At 65.2% G+C, this 25020-nt stretch carries 20 protein-coding genes and 2 pseudogenes; 15 read left to right on the forward strand and 7 right to left on the reverse strand.

Translation table 11 applies throughout. From position 1 onward, the window contains the following. The first annotated feature begins 17 nt into the window (after positions 1-17). The 6 genes from ACFQE0_RS20995 to ACFQE0_RS21020 all read left to right on the forward strand — a co-directional run bounded on the left by ACFQE0_RS20995 (position 18) and on the right by ACFQE0_RS21020 (position 7181). A complete protein-coding gene (locus ACFQE0_RS20995; protein WP_378973085.1) occupies positions 18-1214 on the forward strand; it encodes a hypothetical protein in 1197 nt (398 codons plus the stop codon). A gap of 333 nt (positions 1215-1547) precedes the next feature. Continuing rightward, positions 1548-2504, forward strand: coding sequence for a GlxA family transcriptional regulator (locus ACFQE0_RS21000; RefSeq protein ID WP_378973087.1), 957 nt, complete (start codon positions 1548-1550; stop codon positions 2502-2504). Positions 2505-2607: 103 nt separating this feature from the next. Next, the gene (locus ACFQE0_RS21005; protein ID WP_378973089.1) at positions 2608-3054 is read left to right on the forward strand and encodes a (2Fe-2S)-binding protein; all 447 of its coding nucleotides are present in this window, start codon (positions 2608-2610) and stop codon (positions 3052-3054) included. A gap of 10 nt (positions 3055-3064) precedes the next feature. Beyond that, positions 3065-5287, forward strand: coding sequence for a xanthine dehydrogenase family protein molybdopterin-binding subunit (locus ACFQE0_RS21010; RefSeq protein ID WP_378973091.1), 2223 nt, complete (start codon positions 3065-3067; stop codon positions 5285-5287). Between the two features lie 13 nt (positions 5288-5300). After that, positions 5301-6095: an SDR family NAD(P)-dependent oxidoreductase gene (locus tag ACFQE0_RS21015; RefSeq protein WP_378973093.1), complete on the forward strand. Its 795-nt coding sequence runs from the start codon at positions 5301-5303 to the stop codon at positions 6093-6095. Positions 6096-6137: 42 nt separating this feature from the next. Beyond that, positions 6138-7181, forward strand: a complete 1044-nt coding sequence (locus ACFQE0_RS21020; RefSeq protein ID WP_378973095.1) for an SLAC1 anion channel family protein — start codon at positions 6138-6140, stop codon at positions 7179-7181. A 321-nt stretch (positions 7182-7502) separates the two neighbouring features. On the opposite strand, the gene ACFQE0_RS21025 is transcribed toward ACFQE0_RS21020, so the two are convergent. Continuing rightward, entirely contained in the window at positions 7503-7733 is a 231-nt protein-coding gene (locus tag ACFQE0_RS21025; RefSeq protein WP_378973097.1) for a hypothetical protein, read from the reverse strand. Positions 7734-7869: 136 nt separating this feature from the next. Beyond that, a complete protein-coding gene (locus ACFQE0_RS21030; protein ID WP_378973099.1) occupies positions 7870-9045 on the reverse strand; it encodes a peptidoglycan-binding domain-containing protein in 1176 nt (391 codons plus the stop codon). Between the two features lie 235 nt (positions 9046-9280). Between ACFQE0_RS21030 and ACFQE0_RS21035 the strand changes: the two genes are divergently transcribed. Then, positions 9281-9496, forward strand: coding sequence for a hypothetical protein (locus ACFQE0_RS21035; protein ID WP_378973101.1), 216 nt, complete (start codon positions 9281-9283; stop codon positions 9494-9496). A gap of 179 nt (positions 9497-9675) precedes the next feature. Beyond that, positions 9676-10464, forward strand: coding sequence for a Crp/Fnr family transcriptional regulator (locus tag ACFQE0_RS21040; RefSeq protein WP_378973103.1), 789 nt, complete (start codon positions 9676-9678; stop codon positions 10462-10464). Positions 10465-10525: 61 nt separating this feature from the next. On the opposite strand, the gene ACFQE0_RS21045 is transcribed toward ACFQE0_RS21040, so the two are convergent. Further along, entirely contained in the window at positions 10526-11029 is a 504-nt protein-coding gene (locus ACFQE0_RS21045; RefSeq protein ID WP_378973105.1) for a response regulator transcription factor, read from the reverse strand. A 590-nt stretch (positions 11030-11619) separates the two neighbouring features. Between ACFQE0_RS21045 and ACFQE0_RS21050 the strand changes: the two are divergent. The 3 genes and pseudogenes from ACFQE0_RS21050 to ACFQE0_RS21060 all read left to right on the forward strand — a co-directional run bounded on the left by ACFQE0_RS21050 (position 11620) and on the right by ACFQE0_RS21060 (position 15294). Further along, a pseudogene (locus ACFQE0_RS21050) lies at positions 11620-12794 on the forward strand (zinc-dependent alcohol dehydrogenase). A gap of 18 nt (positions 12795-12812) precedes the next feature. After that, entirely contained in the window at positions 12813-13412 is a 600-nt protein-coding gene (locus ACFQE0_RS21055; RefSeq protein ID WP_378973106.1) for a hypothetical protein, read from the forward strand. A gap of 286 nt (positions 13413-13698) precedes the next feature. After that, a complete protein-coding gene (locus tag ACFQE0_RS21060; RefSeq protein WP_378973108.1) occupies positions 13699-15294 on the forward strand; it encodes a LuxR C-terminal-related transcriptional regulator in 1596 nt (531 codons plus the stop codon). Between the two features lie 93 nt (positions 15295-15387). Here the strand turns inward: ACFQE0_RS21060 and ACFQE0_RS21065 are convergent, their stop codons facing one another. The 3 genes from ACFQE0_RS21065 to ACFQE0_RS21075 all read right to left on the reverse strand — a co-directional run bounded on the left by ACFQE0_RS21065 (position 15388) and on the right by ACFQE0_RS21075 (position 17930). Beyond that, positions 15388-16467 carry a two pore domain potassium channel family protein gene (locus ACFQE0_RS21065; protein ID WP_378975609.1) on the reverse strand — a complete coding sequence of 360 codons (1080 nt, stop codon included), beginning with the start codon at positions 16465-16467 and terminating at the stop codon, positions 15388-15390. Between the two features lie 131 nt (positions 16468-16598). Continuing rightward, positions 16599-17768 (reverse strand): zinc-dependent alcohol dehydrogenase, encoded by a 1170-nt coding sequence (locus tag ACFQE0_RS21070; protein ID WP_378973110.1) that lies wholly within the window; start codon positions 17766-17768, stop codon positions 16599-16601. A 12-nt stretch (positions 17769-17780) separates the two neighbouring features. Next, positions 17781-17930, reverse strand: a complete 150-nt coding sequence (locus ACFQE0_RS21075) for a hypothetical protein (protein ID WP_378973111.1) — start codon at positions 17928-17930, stop codon at positions 17781-17783. Positions 17931-18734: 804 nt separating this feature from the next. On the opposite strand from ACFQE0_RS21075, the pseudogene ACFQE0_RS21080 reads away from it, so the two are divergent. Next, positions 18735-21433: pseudogene (locus tag ACFQE0_RS21080) on the forward strand (excinuclease ABC subunit UvrA). Between the two features lie 158 nt (positions 21434-21591). Here the strand turns inward: ACFQE0_RS21080 and ACFQE0_RS21085 are convergent. After that, positions 21592-22548 (reverse strand): AraC-like ligand-binding domain-containing protein, encoded by a 957-nt coding sequence (locus ACFQE0_RS21085; RefSeq protein ID WP_378973113.1) that lies wholly within the window; start codon positions 22546-22548, stop codon positions 21592-21594. Here ACFQE0_RS21085 and ACFQE0_RS21090 point away from each other — a divergent pair. The 3 genes from ACFQE0_RS21090 to ACFQE0_RS21100 all read left to right on the forward strand — a co-directional run bounded on the left by ACFQE0_RS21090 (position 22459) and on the right by ACFQE0_RS21100 (position 24933). Further along, complete coding sequence (locus ACFQE0_RS21090; RefSeq protein ID WP_378975763.1) at positions 22459-22713, forward strand: hypothetical protein; 255 nt, start codon at positions 22459-22461, stop codon at positions 22711-22713. The two genes, ACFQE0_RS21085 and ACFQE0_RS21090, sit on opposite strands and share 90 nt — an antisense overlap. Before the next feature lie 754 nt (positions 22714-23467). Beyond that, positions 23468-23782, forward strand: coding sequence for a Ros/MucR family transcriptional regulator (locus ACFQE0_RS21095; protein ID WP_378973115.1), 315 nt, complete (start codon positions 23468-23470; stop codon positions 23780-23782). A gap of 146 nt (positions 23783-23928) precedes the next feature. Further along, the gene (locus ACFQE0_RS21100; RefSeq protein WP_378973117.1) at positions 23929-24933 is read left to right on the forward strand and encodes a PAS domain-containing protein; all 1005 of its coding nucleotides are present in this window, start codon (positions 23929-23931) and stop codon (positions 24931-24933) included. Positions 24934-25020 lie beyond the last annotated feature (87 nt).

Below are 25020 nucleotides of genomic sequence, written 5' to 3' on the forward strand. Positions count from 1 at the left end.
ACACGCCAGAGTATGATATGGGAAATGAAATACTTCATCATTACTTCAGAACTGAAACGAACGTCGGAGCGGAGAAGGATATTCCTGCGGCGACGTTCGCGGCCGACGTCCAAAAGCTTCTCTTCATGCGCAAGATGGAGCCGGACCTGTCCGGGCCCTTCATTCAAAACTTCGCCGAACGGTGCAACGAGGAACGGGGAGCTGCAACGTCGTTCCTTGCCACTTCGGCCGAAGACCCGTCGGTGCGGGCGTGCGTGCCGCCCACCCTCTTGGACCTGTTGGGATCCGACCTGGCGAATCTGCGCATTCGCCTCCGGGATCTGCGCGGGACGCCGCACTTCCTGGGATATTTCGGACCGGATGGCCGCCTCGTCCACGCCGACGGCACGGTTGCGGATGGAACCTGGTCGGTCACCGATTCGAGTCTATCGATCACGTTCCCATGGGGAACCAAGATTTACGAGCAGATCGCAACTGACGGCTCTGTTCTGATTCTGCCGCCCTCCGAGATCGTCTCCGTTCGCAACGGCTGGAGCCTATTCATGGAGATCGACTTGGCGGATTTGCTCGCGCGCCGCGCCAGCCGCCTTGTCCTCGATAACACTCTGCACCCCTCGGCGGAAACGTCATGGGTGGCGTCGCGCTCTTGGGAGATCGCGCTTCTCGCAAGCCTAGAGCGCAGGGATCCCCACGGTTACCCGGCGGCGTTCTCGCGGCCCGGCGTGGAGGTGATCGATTTTCGCGGCGATGCCGGGCAGGGGATGGCTCTGTGTGCCGTGGATGCCTATCCGGTGTTGAGTCGCCTTCATTCGGTGAGCTTCGCGGACGGCCGGGCTGTCTGGGTTTGGGGGCGGGCCTCTGCCGAGTGCCGCGAGTCCTGGCCCACGGCCGACGCGAGGAGGCCGGAGATTGCCTTGTCGGCTGAGAATCTTGTCGGATCCTGCCGGATCGACACGATCCGGGGTGTCGAGAATGTGATATTCCTGGAGGGCGGCGTGCTGGCGTCGGAGAGCCAGTCGCTCATCGGACATTGGTTCGTTGAGAGCGGCGCCGTCTGGCTTCTCGGTCTGCCGGGCTTGATGATAGCCCGTGCGACGCAGTTCCAGCGCGTAGGGGATGTCTGGTCGGCGTCCGGGTGGGGCTGGAGTGCCCTCGGAAAGGCCGATTCTTTCCGGGCCGTCTGGGGTTCGGGAGAGATTGCCACCCGACACTGACACAGTTCGGCCCATCACACCCGCAAGCGCCCTGCGTGACGGGCCGTGCTTCATGCACCACCCGAGGTCACCAGTGCGATCCAGCGTCGGGTGTCTCAGGATGGAGAGACCCAGTTGGGCCGGCACATGTCTTCGCGCGCCGTCGTCTTGAACCGTATGTTCTCGTATTTCACGTGTGCCGCCAGCTGTGGTTCGGGGCCACGTCTGGGCCCAACTTGGCCGTCTCGCGCACCCACTTTGCCACCTTCGTTTTCGGCCACTCCGCTTGTCTCGGATCGACCAAAGCTTGATGTAGAATCCAGAGTCGCGAAAGTTGATGGGGAGTGATCGGTGATGGCTGGCGTCCGTCGCATTGGCCTCGTGATCTGCGCGGATTTCGATTTCATGGGGTTGGCGGCGACATCACCCTTCGCCGTTGCCAACAAATACGCCGGCGGCTCGGCCTACGACATGCACCTCCTGTCCGAAGCCGGCGGCCTCGTTCGCTCTGGCCTAGGACCCGATGTCAGGACCGAACGGCTCCACGACCCATCTTCCTTCGACACGATCTTGGTCGCCGCCGGGATCGGCGTACCGGAGCCGAGCCAGGACCTTCTCGCCTTCCTCCGGGAGGCGTCCCGTTCCGCGCGCCGTCTGGCGGGCCTGTGCCTCGGGGCCTTCATCCTCGCGGATGCCGGCCTCTTGAGCGGACGGCGAGCCACGACCCACTGGCACTACGCGCCCCAGTTCCGCGCGCGCTATCCCGATTGTCACCTCGACATCGACAAGATCTACGTCGCGGACGGCAACATATGGACCTCCGCCGGCATGTCGGCAGGCATCGATCTCGCCGTCGGCATGGTCGAGCGCGATCACGGCCGGGAGTTGGCTCAGACTGTGGCGCGCGGGCTGGTGATGGAACGTCGCCGCGCCGGGGGCCAGGCCCAGCATTCGGCCCTGCTCGATTTCGACGCTCCGTCAGACCGCATCCAGAGCGTGCTCGCCTATGCGCGGCAACATCTGCGGCTTCCGCTGACAACCGAGGAACTTGCGGCGATTGCTTGCCTGAGCCCGCGCCAGTTTACCCGGGCCTTCCGCGCGGAGACCGGCGTCTCACCAGCCAAGGCCATCGAGGTGATGCGCGTCGAGGCGGCCAAGCATATGCTGGAGCAGAGCCGCCTGCCCATTGAGGAGATCGCCGATGCCACCGGCTTCGCCAATCGCGAGCGGATGCGTCGGGCGTTCCTCCGCGTCCAGGGAGAGGTCCCACGGGCGATCCGCCGGGCGGCTGGGCCACTTGCCGTCGTCTGATCCGCCGACATGGCCGGAAACGTGGCAAATATGACGTAGGTCGTTCCGAGACCTCTGCTTAAGCATGACCTTGGGGGCTGCTTACTGGCGGGAGTTCGCGAACATGGTGAACCTTTCAATCAACGGCCGCCATTATTCAGTCGATGCCGAGCCCGATACTCCGCTGCTCTTCGTCCTGCGCGACACGCTCGGCCTGACCGGGACGAAATACGGCTGCGGCATCGCCCAGTGTGGGGCCTGCACAGTGCATCTCGACGGCCAGGCGACGCGCTCCTGCCAAGTGCCGCTGGACAGCGTCGGCACCCAGGCCATCACCACCATCGAGGCGATCGAGCAGGACGCGGTCGGCCGGAAGGTCGTCGAGGCCTGGGTTGCGCTGCAGGTGCCGCAATGCGGCTACTGCCAGTCCGGTCAGGTCATGGCCGCCACCGCCCTGCTCAAGCAGACGCCGCACCCGAGCGACGGCGACATCGCCGAGGCGATGACGAATCTCTGCCGCTGCGGAACCTACAACGCCATCGCCGCCGCCGTGCGGCAGGCCGCCGCCTGAGGAGCCTGCCATGCATCCGCTCCTCCGCCCCGTAGCCCCCTCCCGCCGCCGCTTCCTCGCCGGTGCGGGAGGCGCCCTCGTCCTCAGCGTATTCCTGCCGGCGCGCATGGCCCGCGCCGAGGCGCAGGGCCCCGGCGAGGGGGCGGGTGCCCTCGCGCCGAAGCCCGGAACGCGGGTGGCCGCCTTCCTGGAGATCCACCCGAACGGCACCATCAAGCTCTTGAGCCCCTTCGTGGAGGGCGGCCAGGGCATCGCCACCGGCATGGCGCAGATCGTCGGGGAGGAACTCGACGTTCCGCCCTCTCGCTTCGTCGTGGAATGCGCGCCGCCGGGCCCCGACTATGCCGTCGTCAACGGCATCCGCATGACCGGCGGCAGCTTCTCCACCCGGTCGAGCTACGAGACCATGCGCCGCCTCGGTGCGACCGCCCGCGATCTGATGATCCGCGCGGCGGCCGCCCGGCTCAAGGTTCAGGACGGCGAACTCACCACCCACGATGGGATGGTGCTGCACGCGGCCACGAACCGATCGCTCTCCTATGGTGACCTCGCCGTCGACGCCCTGAAGCTCAAGCCGAACGAGAGCGTTCCGCTGCGCGACCCGGTGACCTTCCGTTACATCCGCCAGCCGGTCCCCCGCCTCGACGTGCGGGACAAGTCCACGGGGAGGGCGGTCTACGCCATCGACCAGACGATCGAGGGGATGCTCTACGCCGCCGTGCAGCACGCCCCGCGCCTCGGCACGGAGCCCACGAGCCTCGCCAACGAGGCCGACGTGAAGGCGATGCCGGGTGTCCACTCGGTGCACCGCCTGCCAGGTGCGGTGGCGGTTACCGCCGACAGCTGGTGGCGGGCGCGCAAGGCCGTCGAGGCCCTCAAGGTCGAGTGGTCGGCGCCCAAGGCTAGCGGCATCGACACGGTCGCGGCCGACTTCTCGTCCGAGGGCATGCTCGCAGCCCTCAAGACCTCGACCGAACCGGGACACGTGGCGGAGGAGCAGGGCGACGTGGCCGCGGCTTTCGCCCAGGCTTCCAAGGTGGTGGAGGCCGATTACGAGGCCCCCTACCTCGCCCACGCCCAGCTGGAGCCGCCCTCTTCCATTGCCCGCTTCGACAGCGACGGCACCCTCGACGTCTGGCTCCCGAACCAGATGCCTGAGGTGTTCCAGGCGGTTTCGGCCAAGGTCGCCGGACTGCAGCCGGCCCAGGTCCGCATCCATTCGCCGATGCTCGGCGGCTTCTTCGGCCGCCACTTCACCTACGAGGCGGGTAACCCGTTCCCGCAGGCGATCCTCCTCGCCAAGGCGACCGGGCGGCCCGTGAAGGTGCTGTGGTCGCGGGAGGAGGAGTTCGCTCGAGACGCCGTGCGCCCCTTGAGCTTCAGCCGCTTCCGCGCGGCCCTCAACGCAGCAGGGCAACCGACAGCCATCGAGGTCCGCACCGTGGGGGAGGGCCCGATCGGCCGCTACTTCAGCGTGATGATGCAGACCCCCGTCGATCCCTCGGCGGTCGAGGGCATCGTTGAGAAGCCCTACGCGGTGCCGAACCGGCGCATGACCTTCACGAAGGTCGCCCACCCGGTGAACATAGCCTTCTGGCGCTCCGTCGGACACTCGATGAACGATGCGTTCTACGAGAGCTTCCTGGACGAGATCGCCCAGGCCGGCGGGCAGGACCCGTTCGCGCTGCGCATGGCGCTTCTCCAGGGCAGCGCCCGGCACCGGACGCTGCTCACGACGGTGGCAGAGATGTCCGGCGGCTGGCGGCGCGGGCCCTACCGTGCGGAGGGCGCGATGCGCGCCCGCGGCCTCGCCATGGCTTCGCCCTTCGGCTCGGAGACGGCGACCATCGCGGAGGTCTCGGTTGAGGGTGGCGAGGCTCGCGTCCACAACCTCTGGATCGCCTTCGATCCCGGCAGCATCGTCAACCCGGCCATCGTCAAGGCGCAGGTGGAATCGGCGGCGGCGCTCGGCCTGTCCTCGGTCCTGTTCGAGCAGATCGTCTACCGCGACGGCGTGCGGCAATCGCAGAACTACGACACCTATCCGGTCCTGCGCCGCGAGCACATGCCGAAGGTCCATGTGCGCATCGTTGAGAGCGGCGCGCCGATGGGCGGGGTCGGCGAGCCGGGTCTGCCGGGCGTGCCGCCCGCCGTCCTCAACGCCATCGCGGCGCTCACCGGCCAGCGGGTCCGCGCGCTGCCGGTCGCCAACACCAAGCTCTCCGGCGTCTGACAAGGATACCTCGATGACCCAGCACACAGGCACGGCGCTCGTGACGGGCGCCTCCTCGGGGATCGGCGCGGCCTATGCCAACCAATTGGCTGCCCGGGGCCACGACCTCATCCTTGTCGCGCGCGACGAGGCCCGGCTGCGGGCAGCGGCGGAGCGTCTCGGCCGAGAGGCCGGCGTGACTGTGGAGGTCCTGTCGGCCGACCTGACCCGACCAGAGGATCTTGCGTCGGTGCGGGACCGCGTCGCCACGGATACCGCCCTGCGCGTCCTCGTGAACTGCGCTGGCCTCGGGCCGCTCGGCCCCGCCCTCGACAGCCCCGTCAGCCTCTATGACGGGCTGCTCGACCTCAACGTCAGGGCGCTGCAGACCCTGTCCCTCGCGGCGGCGAAGGCATTCGGCGAGAGGGGAGCGGGCACGGTGATCAACATCTCCTCCGCCGTCGCCATCATCCCTGAGCGCTTCAACGCTTCCTACGCGGCGAGCAAGGCCTTCGTTCTGGCGCTGACGCAGGGGCTCGGGGCCGAACTCGCCGGCAAGGGCGTGCGGTTCCAGGCGGTGCTGCCCGGCGTCACCCGAACCCATTTCTTCGACCGGACAGGCGCGGATATCGGGCAGATTCCCTCCGAGATGATCATGGAGGCGAGCGACCTTGTGGCGGCGGCACTGGCCGGCCTCGATGCGGGCGAGACCGTCACGATTCCCTCGCTCCCCGATCTCGGTGACTGGCAGTCCCTCGAAGCCGCCCGCTTCCGCCTTGGTCCCAACCTCTCCCGCAGCATACCGGCCTCCCGCTATGGTCTCGGCTGAGATCGCGAAGGATTCGATGCCTCGTTGAGTGGGAGTTCGTCGATGCTGCAGGTCGTCGAAGGCGAGCCGAGCGAAGCCACGCTGACTGCCCATCGTGTCCCGGACCAGCCCCCTCTGCCGGGAGGCTGGCGGCATATCGAGGCGTTGCCGGTCGGCCTGTTCGCGGCGGTGATGGGATTGACGGGACTGAGCGTCGCATGGCGGCTCGCCCATGTGCGGTATGGCGTGCCGCCCTGGCTCGGGGAGGCCATCGGGCTGATCGCCGCAGCGGCCTTCCTCGCTCTCATGGCGGCCTATGCCGCCAAGGCCATCATCGCTCCTGAGGCCGTGCGGGCGGAGTTTCGCCACCCTATCGCCGGCAACCTGTTCGGCACGCCTCTCATCAGCCTCCTCCTGCTACCGATCACCCTGGCGCCCTTCAGCCTCACGCTGGCGCGTGTGCTGTGGATCGCCGGCGCCCTCGGCATGATGCTGTTCGCGTGGCTGATAGTGACGCGCTGGCTCAGCGACCGGCAGCAGGCGGCGCATGCGACACCGGCCTGGATCGTGCCGGTGGTCGGCCTGCTCGATGTGCCCCTGGCCCTTCCGGGACTCGGCCTGCCGCCGATGCAGGGGGTGATGATCTTCGCGCTGGCGGTAGGGCTTTTCTTCGCCGTGCCTCTGTTCACGCTGATCCTGTCCCGCCTTCTGTTCGAGGCGCCGCTGCCCGCCGCCTTGCAGCCGTCACTCCTGATCCTCGCCGCGCCGTTCGCGGTCGGCTTCTCATCGTATGTCGCCACAACGGGCACACTTGATCTCTTCGCGGAGTCACTTTTCGCGGTCGCACTGTTCCTGCTCACCGTGCTGCTGCCGAAGCTGGCCCGGTTCGGTCGCGCCTGTCCTTTCCGCGTCTCTTGGTGGGGTGTAAGCTTCCCGCTCGCCGCAGTCGCCGTCGCGGCACTGCGCATCGCGACAGCGGAGTGGGCTCTGGCGACCGACGGCCTCGCCCTGGCCCTGCTCGGGCTGGCCACGCTCGTCATTGGCTGGCTGTTCGTCCGAACCCTGATCGGCTTAGCTCGTGGGGAGCTTCGGACGCTGACGCAGTGACGGCCAATCGCCGAACTCCCGCTGCTCATCCCATGTCGACTCTCACCACTTTCCATCCAAAAGCGGACGGGCAAAAGCCCATCCAACCTAGCCGTTCAGTGGCTCTAGCCAGCGAGGCTGGAAGCGGCCGAGAGGAGCTCTTCCAGTTCGAATATGATCTGCCGAAAGAACGGACGGGCTGCACCTGCCCAGCTTAGGCCGGCCGGCGCCGCGGCAGTAAATGATTGCTTATATATATAGCAAAGTAGAGCGATAATCTCTGTCTATCTCTTGCTTGCCGGCATATCCATGGCTATACCTTAGAATTAAATTGTCCCGGCGTCATGCCAAGCTCTTCATTCCATCGCATCTCTGGACGAAATCCTGCACGGCGTGGATTGAGCGCAGGGTGCTTGGATCCGAGTTGTCCTTCACAGCCTCTTGTTCCAGCGCATGGAGCTGCGCCAGAAGGCTGAGGCGGGCGTGATGCGTCGAGTCTGGCAATTGCTCATCCACAAGGGCGACCAGCCTCCGCATCATCGGATCAGCGGTGGGGATCGGCGGATCGCGCATTCAGCGCCACTCCTCGTTCGAACGGCGCCGAGCGCGATGCGGCGGCAAGCGCGTAGGGTCCTCGGAACGCCCGCCCGGCCGAAGTGCCGAGCGGGCCAGGGAGCGACAGAACGGGCTCCTGCCGCTCAGGGCTCGACTATCGCGTGCCTGCGGCGGGCGTGTCGCGCGTGCCTTGCGGGGCTGATGTGTCGGACTTTGTGGCGCTGCCTCCGTCCGAAGCACTCGATGCGGAGGTGTCTCGGCCGCTGGCTGACGTGAAGGACCCCGTCGTCTCCGCGTTCGGATTGCCCGGGGTGTTCGCCCGGGCCGTCATGCCGCCCAGGAACTCGCCCCGCTCCCAGCGCGACATCCCGACAGTGGCGAGCAGGTTCGTGGTCAAGGTGCCGGTAGGCTCAAGCCCCTGAGCCTGCTGGAAGAGCGTGGCGGCGATCGCCGTGTCGTTGTTCCAGTTGCCGTCCAGATGGCCCGCAGCATAGCCCCGCTGGTTCAGCACCTGCTGGATCTGCCGCACGCCATCGGCATTCAGCCAGATCGGCTCGCCGGGAGTGTCCGTGCGCTCCACGGCGATCCGCTGATTGTCGACTTGCCGATCGCCCCCGGGGCCGGCCGCCTGCGTCCCTTGAGGCCGCGCCGCGTTGGCAGCCTGCGGCCCCGTTCCGTGTGCTGCCGAGAAGATCGCATCGGTCAGACCGAGGGCGGCGACGAGGCCGACTTCGAGCCGCCCCGTGGGCTCGAGCCCATGCGCCTGCTGGTAGCTGCGCGAGGCTTGAACGGTCGCCGGTCCCCAGCGTCCATCCACCTGTCCCGTGTTCCAGCCCTGCTGGTTCAAAGCCTGTTGGATCTGCCGGATGCCCGCCGGGCTGACATAGAGGGGCGTGCCGCGGCTATCGGCACGCTCGACGACGATGCGCTGATTGTCGGCTTGCTTGGTCCCTTGATCGCCGGCTTGGCCAGCCCCGCGCTCATCCCGATTGCCGAGGATGATATCCCGATCGAGACCGAGCCCGTAGACGAGCGGGATGGTGAGAGTACCGGTCGGCTCCATGTTCTGAGCCTGCTGGTAGCTGCGTGCCGCCGCCGCGGTCTGCGGGTTCCAGCGCCCATCGACGGTGCCGGTGCTGTAGCCCTTCTGGGTCAAAGCCTGCTGGATCTGACGTACGCCGGCCGAACTGACGTAGATCTGCGTGCCCTGCCCATCCGCTTGATCCTGGGTCACACGCTGATTGCTGACGGCCGATTGCTGGGCTTGAGCGTAACCACCGGCCAGTGCAGTGATCATCGTGCCGACAAGGAAGAATTCTTTGAGTCTCATCAAGACCTCCTTCTAGGAACGTAGGGACGAACCGGACCGGATTGCATGAGTTTCCTCAGGAGCAATCCCTAGGAATTGTCCGTCGCGCGCAAATTCATTAGATAATCGCGGAGCTTACTGGTCGCGCCGCTAGAATTTGCATCGAACCTGAGGGGACGCCCGGGTCATCACATGCGCCACGACCTGCCACCTCCGCGCTTGTGGAAAGAGTGAGTAGTCGATCCGGAGGGGCGCCATGACCGATGTCTTCCAGGATGAAGGCTGCGATGTCTGTGCACGCGAAGCCGCTGCGGCGATCGACGTGGTGCTCGATCAGCGGTGCCCGGAGTTGAAGTTGGCCTTCTGGCGCGCCGTCGAGAGATACTACCGGCGGAACACCGAGCCCGATGAAGGGCCGCCCGCCGCGCCGGGGGTGAACCTCGCCGATCGATGCCCTGCCAGCCCTCGGTAGGGGCTGTCCCGAATTCGTCATACGGAGGCGGAGGTGAGCGCAGCTCACGCGTCGTACCCCGCGATAGCGTCCCGGGTGGGCTATCGAAGCGTGTGAACCGGAGCGATCCTAAGGAAGGGGCCTGATGCACGCGCCTGGCCGAGGCGGATCAATAGAGCACTCATTCCGGAGTAAGCCCTATGGCGTCTTCCACCCTCAAGATCGCATTGGACCCCGTAAAATCCAGAACGGATTGCCGTGAGTGGAGCCTTCCGTCGGAGGCCGTCGGACCTATCGGGGCACTGGTCCGCAAGCTCGACGGCTATGCCGTGCTCAGGGATGAGGATCGAAAGGCGCTCGCGGGGTTGGCGAGCTATGTCCGCTCGGTGGGACGGTACACCGTCCTTGTGGAGCAGGAATGCGCGGCCGACCACGCCCTCATCGTCTGTTCCGGGTTCGCCTGCCGGTATAAGCGCCGCATCTCAGGCCGACGCCTGATCCTTGCCTACCTCATCCCGGGTGATCACTGTGATCGGGGCGCACTCTATGGTTATCCGCTCGACCACACGATCGAGACGCTGACCCCCGGCCAGATCGCGAAGGTTCCACGCGGGCACTATCTCGATATGCTCGAAGGCCATCCTCGTATCGCGCTTGCATTCCAACGTGCGAAACTCGCCGAGGAAGCAACGGCCCGCGAATGGATGACCAATATCGGCATGCGCCTTGGTCCGGAGCGCATGGCCCATCTTCTGTGCGAACTGCTCGAGCGTCACGGGTCCATCGGCCAAGTCACCAATGATCAATTCGATCTCCCTTTGACTCAGGCGGATCTGGCTGACGCGCTCGGCTTGACGAGTGTTCACGTGAACCGCGTGCTGCAGGCGCTGCGGCGGGATGGACTGATTGCGCTACGCGGGCGTCGCCTACGAATCCTCGCGCCACGGCGGCTGAGTGAGCTCGGAGAATTCGAGGCGAGGTATCTCTAACCCCTGCCGGATACTCGCAAGGCCCGGGGCGGATCTCAGCTCTCGCCCTCTTGACCAAGATCTATTCGCCGTCGGGGCTTGCAGAGCGCACGCCGGCTCCCGCTGCAATAAGGACAGCTTCGAGGAGAATCTGAGCGCCCAGCGCCTCCATGACTCGAGCCCGATGAATCTCCACAGTTCGTAGACTCAGACCGAGCGTGCAGGCGATGGTTTTGTTGGTGCCGCCCGCCAGCAAACCCTCCAGCACTGCGCTCTCTCGCACCGTCAGTGTTCCGATCCGCTCACGGGACACATCGCGTGAACGCGTCCGCTCGGTGGCGTCGCGAACTTCAGCCAACGCCGTCCTCACCGCGAAGAGCCGGACCTCCGCTGTCCAGGGCGCTTCGAGACAATCGACCGCTCCCGCCTTCATCGCACGAACACCGACGGCGACATCGCTGCCGCTACTACCGATCGCCACGATGGGCAGGCGCTCCCGATGGGCTTTCAGTTCACTGATGGCCATTGGTCCGTCACCGCCTCTTAGGTCGAGCACGGTACAGCCCGGCATGAGGGCGTTCGCCATGGCAAGGAGCGCCCGCTCGCGAAGGTTTTGACCTCATATCCAGCCGCCTGCAGGGCGGCGACAAGGTTGCGTCGGCCATCAGGTCTGTCCGCGATTACACTCTCGAAGTCCCATCGGCGTTCGAGCCCACTCTTTCCGTCGTCCGCCACGCTGTTGGAGGCTTATTCGGGGCCGGCAGAAATCAAACAGGTTAGAATTTGCAACCAAAACAGGACGTAGTGAAATCTACACATGTCAAAAATCCCGCAAGTAAATTTTGTGAATATTGTTGCTGTGCGGCGCCGATCGGTCGAAAAAGCAAACATTATATCTTAATAATATCAGTAAATAATAATAGAAGTAGTGCGGCGGCCTGACATGGATCTTGGCTGACTGATCGAGTGCCCTGATCACGCGGAGACGGTGCTGGATCCTCTCGAGCGCTCCGCCCACGCCGGATGTTTCCTAGGGGATCGTCCGCAGAAACGGTCCTGCCCCAGGTCCGGTTCACCCCCTTGCACACCCGACCACCATCCTCGCGAGGACCCGATCCGGGAAGGCTGCAAAGCCCGGATCTGGCTCCCGCACCTCAGCAGATGGGAGAACAAGGCATGCGAGCCCTGGTTTGGCATGGGAAAGAAGACATCCGCTGCGATACCGTCTCCGATCCTGAAATCGAGGATGGGCGGGATATCGTCATCAAGGTCACGAGCTGCGCGATCTGCGGTTCCGACCTTCATCTGTTTCACAACTTCGTCCCCGCCATGCTTCCCGGCGACGTCATGGGCCACGAGACGATGGGCGAGGTCGTCGAGACCGGGCGGGGGCTCAAGAACAAGCTGAAGAAGGGCGACCGGGTCGTGGTGCCCTTCACGATCGTCTGCGGTGAATGCGACCAGTGCAAACGCGGCTACTTTTCCGTGTGCCAAAAGAGCAACCGCAAGAAGCACCTGGCGGACAAGGTCTTCGGTCATACGACGGCGGGTCTGTTCGGTTACACACACCTGACCGGCGGTTATCCGGGGGGCAGGCCGAATACCTGCGCGTGCCATACGCCGATACGACAGTGCAGAAGGTGCCCGAGGGCATCCCCGACGAGAAACTGCTTTTCCTTTCGGACATCTTCCCGACAGGCTGGCAGGCCGCCGTGCAGGCGGACATTCAGCCGACCGACACCGTGGCGATCTGGGGGTGCGGTCCCGTTGGCCAGATGACGATCCGCTCGGCCGTTCTCCTCGGCGCGGAGCAGGTCATCGCCATCGACAATATCCCGGAGCGTCTGGAGATGGCCGAGGCGGGGGGCGCCATCACCATCAATTTCGAGGAAGAGAATGTCGTCGAGCGCTTGAATGATCTGACCGGGGGCGAGGGACCCGAGAAGTGCATCGACTGCATCGGCATGGAGAGCCACGTCTCACCCAGTATGCCCGATACGGTCTATGACCGGGCCAAGCAGATCCTCCTGGCCGAGAGCGACCGGCCGCACGTACTGCGCGAGATGATCTACGTGTGCCGCCCGGGCGGTCTGATCTCAATTCCCGGCGTCTACGGCGGCTTAGTCGACAAGATCCCGATGGGTGCGGCCATGAACAAGGGCCTGACCTTCCGCATGGGGCAGACTCACGTCCAGCGATGGACCGCCGACCTGCTGCGGAGAATCGAGGAGGAGCAGATCGACCCCTCCTTCGTCATCACGCATGAGGTTCCGCTCACGAAGGGGCCCGAGATGTACCGGATGTTCCGGGACAAGCAGGACAGCTGCATCAAAGTCGTTCTCAAACCCTGACATTGCGGGAAAAAGACTATGACGAACATCGCAAGCTTTGCGCGTCTTTCGCACATCACGCGATCCGAGGGCGATCCGAAGGTCCTCCAGTCCGGGCCGAGTTCGAGTGGCGTCCCTGACGGCCTCGCGAAGGCGCTCGGCTGGTTCAGCCTCGGCCTTGGCCTCACTGAACTCTTGGCGCCCCAACGCATCACGCGCACGCTCGGAATGGAGGGCAAGGAAACCCTCGTGCGTGTGTACGGCGCTCGTGAGATCGCCAGCGGCGTCCTCTCGCTCTCGGTCGACAAGAATCTCGGCCTGTGGAGTCGGGTCGCGGGGGACGGCCTCGACATCGCCACCGTGCTCACGGCGCTCCGGTCGGACAATCCGAAGCGCGGCAATGTCACCATTGCCTTGGCTGTCCTGCTCGGCGTGACCGCGATCGATCTGATCGATGCCCAGGCCAGCACGGCACGGCACAGCCGCGCGGTCGGCCGGAAGCGATCCTACCGGGATCGCAGCGGTTTCCCGCGCGGCGTCCAGGCATCCCGCGGCGCCGCCCGGGACTTCAAGACGCCGGCCGATCTGCGGCATGCTCCAACACTCGCGGCGGTGTCGCCGAGCACGTCCGCCGCATGAGGCAGCCCTGTCCGGGTTAAAGCCTCGCTCCTCGAGAGGCCGGCTTCGACCAGCGAAGCGATCGTTGTGTCGATAGCGGCCAGCTCAACAGAGGCGCATCATCTCATGCGCCTCTGACCAGAGCGAGACCGGGGAGCGATTCTCGGAAGTGACGACAAAATATTGATCCAAGTTCTATTCAGTCTTGGTGATGAGGTCTATGACATCCTGAGTGAGACATCCGCGCATCCGGCGCGCGCCGGCATTTGGTACACGTCGCTGGCTCCTCGATATGCCTTGAACAACCATGGGTAACGTATCGGACGACCTATTGCGACCCGCTGATGGCACCGACGCATTCGGAAGTCTGGTCGAACACACGGTATGGCTTTCGGCCCAGCAGGCGGCCTTTCAGGCCGCCGTCGATGGTGCGCCACTTGCCGAATCGCTGGGCATACTCGTGGATATCGCCTGCTCTCAGACCGGCGGCGGCATTCGCTCCGCCTTCTACCTGACCGACCGAGAGGGCACCGGACTGCGGCACGTCATCGGCATGCCCGAGCACTATGCTGGGGCCGTGACCGGCATCACGATCGGGCCGGACTCGCTCGCATGCGGTCTAGCGGTTTTTACCGGCCAGCCGGTGATCACAGCCGATGTGAGACAAGAGCGACGGTGGCAGCCATGGCTGTGGTTGGCGGAACAGCATGGCTTCCGCGCTGTCTGGTCGTTCCCGGCGGAAACCGCAGCGGGGCGGGTCGTCGGCACCTTCGCCTTGTACTTTCGCGATCCGCGTGAGGCTACACCGCGCGATCACGAACTCGCCGCCGCTCTGTCCAGGACCGCCGCGCTCATCATCGCGCAACACCAGCAAGCCGCGAACCGGATCGAACAGCGCTCCGAGGACAAGGCGCTGCGCGAACGAGAGGAACGCTTTCGGTGCTTCGCCGCAAATACGGGAAACGTGCTCTGGCTCGCCAATCTGGAGAGCGGAGAACTCGATTATCTCAACCCAGCATTTACAAAGGTCTGGGGAAAGCGCCCCGAAGATATGCGAGATCTCGCGAGCTGGCTCGCGAGCGTCCATCCCGAGGACCGCGACGACGCCGTACTGGCGCTGAAACGCGTCAGCGAAGGCGAGACGCTCTTGCTGGAGTACCGTATCCAACGCGCCACCGACCAAGCCGTGCGCCGTATCCGCGATACCTTTTTCCCGATCCGAAGCCGCGACGGCCGGATCCGGTCGGCGGGTGGGATCGCGCAGGACGTCACCGTCGATATGGGCTTGTTTGTCTATGTAGTCGGGGCCGGGGATGGCGCCCGCCGCGACCTCCTTGGTGCTCTGCAAGCTGCAGGCTACGACGTTCGCGCCTTTGCAAGTGGTCAAGCCTTTTTGGACATAGTGGGTTCTCTGATTCCAGGCTGCGTGGTCTTTTCCCTCAGGGACGCCAGCAGCCTTGCTGCCCTGAAGGAGTTGAAGGCGGCACGTGGGCATTTTCCCGTGGTCGCGCTCGGCTCAAGCAGTGGCGATGTCGGCTTCGGGGTCCGAGCCATGAAGGCCGGAGCGGCCGATTTTCTTGAAGCCCCGTGGACTCCGGAGGCTTTGCTGTTCGCAGTGAGAACGGCGCTTGCCGATATCCGCGCCGAGGCGGATCGGGTGCGCGGTGGCGACGAAGCCCGCAGCCGGATCGCGCTGCTCTCCGCACGCGAGCGCGAGGTGTTGGAGGGTTTGCTCGCTGGCGGCACCAACAAGGCCATCGCCCGAACGCTGGGCCTCAGCCCGCGTACGGTGGAAATCCATCGGGCCCGGGTCATGGAAGCGCTCGGCGCTCACACTCTGCCGGAGGCTGTGCTGATCGCGACGGCCGCCGGCGTGCGCCCCGCCAGTCACCAGGGCCATTAAAGCGCATTCCCTCACCCGCGCGGAGAAAAGGGACCCCTTCAGCCACCCCGCCCAGCGCTTTCCTCGGCCCATTCCTCAAAACAGCTCCGATCCCTATGCTTCGATCTCCTCGCTTCGATAGGCCATCGCGGGGGCGAGCCGGGCGATGTGCGGCCACCAGGCTGCGCGCAGATCGATGTAGGCCTGTGCCGCCGCCTCGTCGCGGTCGACCGAGATTCCCATCTCGGCAAGCCGGCTTGCAGCCCGCTCCCAGTGGACACGCCATCGCTGCCGGTCATTCGAATTGGCGATGTCCGTGTCCGGGGGATTGCCCGGCAGGAACGTCGTTTCGAGGGTGATGACCAGCATCTGGGCCACGCGCCACAGCCCTTCGACCGCTGCGGATTCCTTCAACCATGCGGTATCCTCGCCCGCGAGCGTGCTGCGGATGAGCGACACGGTATCGAGAGCAAGGTGAGCCTGCGCCGAGACTGAGTAGTAGGGTTTTTGAAAGCGGAAGTAGAATAGCACCGGGTAGAAGTGATGGGTCTCCTTCATCTCGGCCATCGCGGCCCCCAGCGAAACCAAGTGACTGTAGCCGGCGCTGAACTGCCCGCTTGGGCCGAGCCGTGCCAGCAACTCACCCGCGTTCGAGGTTTCCGCCGAAAGGATATGAAGCTGGAGGCCGAGGGCGTTGCGCTGCCGTAGGGCGCCATAGACCTGCATGACGTAGGTCAGGACCAACGACGTCACCGACATCCCGATCAGCGAATTTGCGAGGTAGACGAGCCGATAGCCATCGGTCGTCGGCTTGAAATCGCTGGCCCCGACGATCGCCATGCTGCTGCCCCCGGCATAGAGCGCCGTGAGGAGGTCCGTGGGGGTCTGGCCGTTGCTTGCCTGCACGCCCGACCCGAGGGCGGGATGGATGATGAGCCCGGCGCCGAGCGTCAGGCCGACGGCCCAGAGCAGGACGTAGAGCAGCAGGATGACGGGCCCGCAGAAGGACAGGACTGCCCCGCGATGCGTCCCGGCCGCATCGGCAGCGCGGCGAAAGACCCTCCAGGTGAGATGGGCGGCACGGTCGGCGATCAGGCCGGTGCCGATGCGCGCGTAGAGGACGGTGAGGAAGACGTCGAGAAGGACGACACCCATCACGAGGACGCCTGACGCGCGTTCGAGGACGGACACCATCATCATCCTGCCCCGCGTCTTCGTGCGCCGCAGGTCCCCCACGGCAGGCTCGCCCCCGGTCGCCGGAGGCGGGCCTGATCACCGCCCGCGCGAAAGCCGTGAGGCAGCCGCCGCCGCGGGGGTGCCGGCGTTCACGGGGCGAACACCGCACGCACGCAGCCGTCCGTCTTGTGCTTGAACATGTCGTAGCCGCGCGGTCCGTCCTCGAGGCTGAAGCGGTGCGTGGCGAGGTAGGCCGGGTTGAGTTCGCCCTTCGCGGCATGCGCGAGCAGCCGGTCCATATAGGCCTGGCCATGCTGCTGGGCGGTGCGCACCGTCATCCCCTTGTTCATGATGACGCCCATCGGAAACTTGTCGATCATCCCGTAGACGCCGAGCACCGACAGCGTGCCGCCCTTGCGGCAGGCCATGATGGCCTCGCGGAGCGCTTGGCCGCGGTCCGTCTCCAGGCGCAGCGCCTGCTTCACGCGGTCGTAGGCGTATTGGGAGCCGGTACCGTGGGCCTCCATTCCGACGGCATCGATGCAGGCATCCGGCCCGCGACCGCCGGTCATTTCCTTCAAGGCTTCCAGGACGCTGTGCACCTGCGTGTAATCGAGCGTCTCCGAGCCGGCGTGCTCCCGTGCCATCCGGAGCCGCTCGGGGTATCGATCGATCGCGATCACTCGCTCGGCACCCATCAGCCGCGCGCTCTGTTGCGCCATCAGCCCCACACCACCGCAGCCCCAGACTGCGACCGTGTCGCCTGGCCGGATGCTGCAGAAATCGGCGCCCATGTAGCCCGTCGGCGCGGCATCGGAGAGGAACAGAGCGGTCTCGTCCGCGACGCCATCGGGCACCTTGAAGCAATCCACGTCGGCATGGGGCACGCGGATATACTCGGCGTGGGAGCCCGCATAACCGCCGAAGGCATGGGTGTAACCGTAGATACCGGCGGTGGGGTATCCGAGCAGCGGCTCCTGCAGTTCCGGCTTCGGGTGGGTGCAGTCGCAGAGCGAGAAAAGCTTTTCTTGGCAATACCAGCATTCACCGCAGGCGATGAAGGAGGGGACGACGACCCGGTCGCCTTTCTTGACCCGTTTCACCTTCGGCCCGACCTCGACGACCTCGCCCATGAACTCGTGGCCGATGACGTCCCCGGCTTTCATGGTCGGGATATAACCGTCGATGAAGTGCAGATCTGAGCCGCAGGTCGTCGATAGCTTGACCTTCAGAATCGCGTCGTGCGGGTTGACGATCTCGGGATCCTTGACCGTTCCGACGCGCAGATCGTTGACGCCATTCCAATAGAGCGCGCGCATGGCATAAGCTCCTCAGCGGGTGTCGCGCCGGGCCGCCGGCTGACGATCGGTGGTGGGGATCTCGCCTGTCAGGACGAGGCTCTTGAAGGCGTGCAGCGCTTTCGAGGCCAGCTCCTTCGGCACGACGCCATTGAAGAAGCGCGCCGCGACGTCGCCGAGCATGCCCCCGGGCGGATCGAAGCGGACACGCAGCGTGGCGACCGTGCCGCGTTTGCCCGACGCTGCGCGGAAGCGGATCTCGCTCTCGGTGACGAGGGCGCCGTTGCCATCGGATGTCGCGCGGATGGCTCGCCGGGCCGCTCTTCACTGATCTGCATGACCCAGGCATGGCTCTGGCCGAGTGGGCCGTCGGCGCGCCACTCGCTCCGACCGTCTCCGCTCGGGCGGATCTCGGCCAGGAACGCCATGATGCGCGGCAGGGTCTGCGGATCTCGCCACACCCGATAGAGTTCCTCGGCAGGGCGCTCGATGGTGATGGAGTATTTGACCTCGGGCTCATCGCTCCAGCCATTCGCAGAGCCGGGTTCTTGCCTGGGCCCTCGGTTCGGCGCATCGCGCCGTTGCGCCCCGAGGGCAGCAAGGGCGGCCACTCCCGCGACACCGGCGAGCGCCCAACCGACGCCACTGAGGCTGGACCCCGCGTGCTCGCGCGAGCCAGCCGAGACGCGACGGGTCTGCCTGTCCTCGGCTGGTCTGCCGTTGCCGGATTGATCAGCCATGGATCACCCTCTTGGTCAAAATGCTGCGACAGGCGGACTCGCGTCAGGGTTGGGCGGCGTAGGGGATGCGGAGCGAGCAGCGCCAAACGGCCCCGCCATGTCTCGACTCCCTGGTGATGGGGAAACGTCGGCCGTAGCCCTCGGTTTGATACGGGGTGTCCCTAAGGATGGTCTCCTCGTTTGAATCTCTCCTCGGCGCAGCAGCGTTTGCCGTCCTACGGAGAGCACTGACCAAGAGGGCGATGGGATGGACCAACCGACGCCCAGGGAACCGGTCAGGATCGCCCGATCCGGTGCGGGGCGGGCGGGCTATGTCACGGTGAAGGGCGCCCGGGAGCACAACCTGCGCGACGTTGACGTGGAGCTACCGCGCGACGCCCTCGTGGTGTTCACGGGCGTCTCAGGCTCCGGCAAATCCTCCCTCGCCTTCGGCACGCTCTATGCCGAAGCCCAACGGCGATACTTCGAGTCGGTCGCACCCTACGCGCGACGCATGATCGACCAAGTCGGCGTGCCTAATGTCGACGCCATCGAGGGCCTTCCCCCGGCCGTCGCCCTGCAGCAGCAGCGCGGCACACCCAGCGCCCGCTCCTCGGTCGGCAGCGTCACCACCCTGTCGAGCCTCGTGCGGATGATGTACTCGCGCGCCGGCACCTACCCGCCGGGCCAGCCGATGCTCTACGCGGAGGACTTCTCGCCCAATACGCCCCAGGGCGCCTGCCCATCCTGTGGCGGGCTCGGGCGGGTCTACCGGGCCACGGAAGCCTCCATGGTGCCCGACCCGTCGCTGACGATCCGCGAGCGCGCCGTCGCGGCTTGGCCGCAGGCCTGGGGCGGGCAGAATCTGCGGGACATCCTGGTGAGCCGGGGGTCGATGTCGACACGCCCTGGAAGGACCTGCCGAAGGCGCTCCGGGACTGGATCCTGTTCACAGACGACCAGCCGCAGGAGCCCGTCTATGCCGGACTCTCCCCCGAACAGACACGGCTCGCGCGCAAGCGCCATATGGAGCCGAGCTATATGGGTACCTTCACGAGTGCCCGCCGCCACGTGCTCGGGACCTTCACGAATTCGCAGAGCGCCCTCATGCGCCGAAGGGCGGCGCGCTACCTCGTCAGCGAGGATTGCCCCGCCTGCCACGGCAAGCGCCTGAAGCCCGAGGCGCTCTCCGTCACCTTCGCCGGACTCGATATCGGGGACTTGTCGCGCATGCCGCTCTCCGACCTCGCCGAGGCGATGCGGGCGGCCGCCGAGGACCGGCTGCCCGAGGATGCCGCAGCCGCGAGCCCCGATCCCGGGACGCTGGATCGCGACGCGGGCCGTCAGGATCGGGCCCGGCGTGCCGCCTCCGGGGCGTCGGCCCATGCCGGGGCGCCGGACGTGCGCGCGACCCCGAACCTCTCCATCGAAAAGCGGCTCGCCGCCCAGCGCCTCGCCGCCGATCTCATCGACCGGATCGCGACACTCACTGAGCTGGGCCTCGGCTACCTCTCGCTGGACCGGGTCACCACGACGCTGTCATCGGGCGAATTGCAGCGCCTACGCTTGGCCACCCAGCTTCGCTCGCAGCTCTTCGGCGTGGCCTACGTGCTCGATGAGCCGACGGCGGGACTGCATCCTGCCGACGGCGATGCCATGCACGACGCCCTCGCCGGGCTGCTCGCCTCGGGCAATTCGCTGTTCGTCGTCGAGCACGACATCGGCACGATGCGCCGCGCCGACTGGCTGGTCGATGTCGGCCCGGCGGCGGGCGAGCATGGTGGCACCGTGCTCTACAGCGGCCCGCCGGAGGGACTGCGAGAGGTGGAGGCGTCGCGCACGCGCCTTCACCTGTTCGGATTGGCCGAGCCGGTAATGCATCCACGGCGCGAGCCCTCGGGATGGCTGCGCCTGGAAGGGGTCACCCGCAACAACCTTCACGGCGTCTCGGCCTCATTCCCCCTTGGATGCCTCACCGCCGTCACGGGCATTTCGGGCTCCGGTAAGTCGAGCTTGGTCAGCCAAGCCTTGCTGGAACTCGTCGGCGACCACCTCGGCAGACCCGTTCCTACCGACGACGAGCCGGATGATCCCCTCGACGAGGCGCCGGCCCCGACCGAAGGGCGCATCGTCGGCGGCATGGACGGTATCCGGCGTCTGGTGCAGGTCGATCAGAAACCGATCGGGCGCACGCCCCGCTCGAACCTCGCAACCTATACCGGCCTGTTCGACGGCGTCCGTAAACTGTTCGCCGCCACCCCCGAGGCACGCCGCCGCCGCTACGATGCGGGCCGCTTTTCCTTCAACGTCGCGAAGGGCCGTTGCCCGGCCTGCGAAGGCGAAGGATTCGTCAGCGTCGAACTCCTGTTCATGCCAAGCGTCTACGCCCCCTGTCCGACCTGCCATGGCTCCGGCTACGCGCCGGAGACGCTGGCGGTGACGTGGAACGGCCTCACCATCGCGGAGGTGCTCGGGCTGACCGTCGAGCGGGCCTGCGAGGCCTTCGCGGACGAACCCTCCGTGCTGCGGCCGCTCCTCGTGCTGCGGGATCTCGGCCTCGGCTACCTGCGCCTGGGCCAGCCGGCGACCGAACTCTCCGGCGGGGAGGCACAGCGCATCAAGCTCGCGACCGAGTTGCAGAGGGGGCAGCGTGGGGGGACACTTTATGTCCTCGACGAGCCGACGACCGGATTGCACCCGACCGACGTGGATCGCCTCATGGTCCAGCTCAACGGCTTGGTCGATGCGGGCAATACGGTCGTCATGGTCGAACACGACATGCGCGTCGTCGCGGCGGCGGATCACGTCATTGATGTGGGTCCCGGTGCCGGAAGCCTGGGCGGCACGATCGTGGCGGCCGGCCGTCCCGAAATCGTGGCCAGGGCGCGGGGGAGCCGCACGGCACCGTATCTCTCGGAGGAGCTCGACGCACACGACGGCGGGGACCTGCCACCCCGGCGCCCTTGATGGCCTCTCGCCGCCATGAGTTTCGGGCCTAATCCGCGCCGGAGGACGATGGTGTCGAGGTCGGTCACTCCTCCCTCGACTAGCAGTCGCTACGAGGGGCCCCCGCTTGCGGGTATGGGGATTGATACCGTGCGTGCCGGGGCCTTACCCCGGTTCCGCTACTTCGCCCGGGCGCGACGGCGGTACTCGCTGGGCAAGACGCCGTAGGCGGCTTTGAACCGTCGGCCGAAATGGGTCATGTCCGAAAAGCCCCAGCCATAGGCGATCTCGCTGACCGTCCGACCCGCTTGCAGGGGATCCTCCAGTGCTTGCCGACATCGTGCGAGACGCCGGGCTTGGATGAGTTGCGCGATGGACGTGCTTTCTTCGGCCAGCACCTCATTGGCGTATCGTACGCTGACGCCAGCGGCGCGCGCGACCGTGCCGACGTCGAGCGTCCGGTCGGCCAAGCGCGCTTCGACGGCAGCGCGCAGGCTGACGCGGACGAGTGCTCTGGCTGACGACGTGTGCACGCCAGTCTCTTCCCTCGTTCCGTTGAACGAGAGAGTGATCAGATCGAGGATGTGCGGCTCCATCAGCGCTTCGGCAGCGGGGCTTAGACCATCCGTCTGAAACGGCAGCATCGCGAGGCTCGCGGACAGGAGACGATTCTCGCCACCCAATGGTTTGACCGCACGCGCCGTCAGCTCCCGCGTTTGCCCGAGGCGGGCCTCCATGAGCTGCCTTGGGATCTTCAACACAAGGAGCTCGGAATCGTCCGAAAAACGCCCTTGATACTGCAAGCGCGGGTCGATCAGCGTGATATCTCCGGCCCCTAGCAGGACCTCACGTCCGTCCTGTTCCAGAGACACGCTGCCCGCGAACTGTCGGCAGACGAAAAGCTCGTCGGTGTCGGCGTGCGTAATATGATGGCGCGTGTGAGACACCGACATTTCGGAATTCTCGAACAAGACCAAGCCGATGGCGCCGATCGAGCCTGAGCGGAGCTGAGCTCGGAACGTCTGCCGACATCTCGGTGTCGATGCGTGGTCGGCGACATCCTTTCGCGCCACGTCGTGCCAAAAGTCGAACCGGTCACGCGGATGGACGTGATCGGTCGAGAAGATCGTCTTCACCTGATCTCAGCCTGTCCGAAAAAGCCGACAATGAGCACTGTTCCGGCCGATCCGAAGCCTGATCGTCATGGTTTCTTCGCCCGTCAAGAGACCGGTGGCTCTCATCTCGGCCGGTTCAGGAGCGAAAGCTCGCATGGCGTAGGTAATTCTTCGAAGCACGCCTGATGATCACGCACAAGAGCGAAAGGGGTCGCTTCACTGACCTCGGCCGTGCTTGCGCCTGACTACGATGTGTACGCGCTCACCCCGGCGCGTGTGTCCTAACCCGGAAATGAGACTCAAATCGGGCCCTGCGCAGCATATCTCACATATCGCCAAGGTCGAAACAAAGAAGATCTCCGGATACTCACGCCATCTTGCTGGCGTCTAGTGATATGAAGAAATTATCAAAATTAACGACGCTGGTCTCATTATTCATATTCATAGGGCCGATTTGCAACCAAAACTTATCTGCATCCGACCTCAAAGCAGACGACGCCGACTACATTTGCAGGATTATCGAGGCCAGACACGTGTCTAATGACGAGATGCAAACTTACACGGTTTGCATCAAAAACGAGGAGGGCTGTGGTTATGACGCAAGGCAGTTCTGCGCGATCGAGGGCCCGCATGCCAAAATGCGCAAGAGTTGCAGTTGGGTGCCCCAACGCCAATGTAAAGCGGGCGCACGACGACATCAACTCAGGAAATATATTGTCGACTTTCAAAACTGAGCGGCAGTGTTACACGCTATTCATTTGAATGGACAGCAGAAATAGACTCGATTTGCTGGAGAAAAAGAATACGATGCCGGAAAACATTGAGGACAAAGACCGCTCGATAGCGCTAACGGCCGAACTTGTATCTGCGTATGTCTTGCACAATCCGGTTCCCATGTCCGAGCTCGACAAGCCTCATTCAGCGCGTCCATGAGGTCTTGATGAAGACGCTGAATCCAGGGGCGGACGTTTCAGACGAAAATTACGGCAAGCCGAAGCCTGCGCAGATCCGCCAATCGATCATGCCGGATGCGCTGATCAGCTTCATCGACGGTAAGGCGTACAAGACGCTGAAGCGACACCTGACCAGCCACGGTCTCGACCCGGCCAGCTACCGCGAACGCTACGGCTTGCCCGCCGACTACCCGATGGTCGCCCAAGGTTACGCCGAGCATCGTTCGCAAATCGCCAAAGCAACAGGTTTGGGCGCGATAGGCGGGCGCAATAATCCACGCAAAGCAATCGCGCACCGCTAGTCAATGACCCAACGAGCTTTGTGCAACTTACCACCCGCAAAGCCTCGGTGGCGTGATCGAGAGTGAACCCGCACTCTCAACTACGGTTGTCTCTCTCGGCAGCTTTCATGCGGTAGGCAACCGATCTTGCTTGGCCTCGTCGAATTATGGATCGTCTTTCTCTCGGACAAGCCGCCATCGAGGCTGAGCTCACGCGTCTCCAGCAGCATGCGCATCTCCGCAAATCGCCCAAGCTGGCCCAACTCCTCGCCTATCTCGTTCGCGAGAGCCTGGCCGGACGCGGTAAGCGCCTGAAGGCTTACACGATCGCGACCGAGGCGCTGGGCCGTCCGGACGATTTCGATCCGGTCACCGATTCCATCGTGCGCGTCGAAATTCGCCGCCTTCGGGCCACCTTGCAGCGGATCTATGCTGGTCCTGAGCCGCGCCAAGTCGTCGTTGAGCTTCCTGTCGGCTGCTACGAACCCGTCTTCCGTCAGCCTCCTTCGCAGAACCAGACCGGCCCGGCCGGCGCGCCCGATGAGTTTCTCGCTGCCGCTTTGCGCGAGAGCGAGGAACGCTATGCCGCGCTGGTCAAGGCGAGCGCGGTCATCGAGTGGCGTGCAGAGCCTGACGGCCACCTCACACAGAGTCTGGGCTGGAGCGAGCGAACCGGGCAGGAGGAGGATCTGTACCGGGGGACAGGATGGCTGGGAGCGCTGCATCCCGAGGATCGGGAACGTGTCTCACAGAGCTGGACGACGCGCTGCCGAGCGGGCGCCGCCTTCGAACTGAGCTTCCGGGTCCGGCAGCAGGACGGCCGCTACCAGGCGATGCTGGCGCGGGCGGTGCCACTCGAACGGCCGGATGGAACCTGCCGCGGCTGGGTCGGCACGATCGTTGATCATCCACCGACGCCTGAAAGACAGGCTGACGCCGAGCCTGGAGCGATACGCGAGGCCTTGGATCTCAAGGCCGAGTTCGCCGGGCGAATCCGCGATGTTGCGCACTCGGCCATTCTGGAAACCGATCAGCGACAAGCTCTGCGCACCGGCGTGCTCATCGCCCTCTCCACGCAACTCCGGGACGCGGGCGTGATCTTGGGCCATGCAGACGCACGATCTCCGCAGGTCCAAGAGCAGAAACCGACGCGCTCTGCAGCTAACTGTTAGCCCTAACGTCCGAGCCAGCATCTTAGGAATGCATTAAGCGATTGGGCGCCCAAATTACACACGCGCCTCCCCACTGAGACGCCGCTC

It is taken from the genome of Methylobacterium komagatae (assembly GCF_042661665.1).
In the GTDB taxonomy this organism is placed as follows: domain Bacteria; phylum Pseudomonadota; class Alphaproteobacteria; order Rhizobiales; family Beijerinckiaceae; genus Methylobacterium; species Methylobacterium komagatae.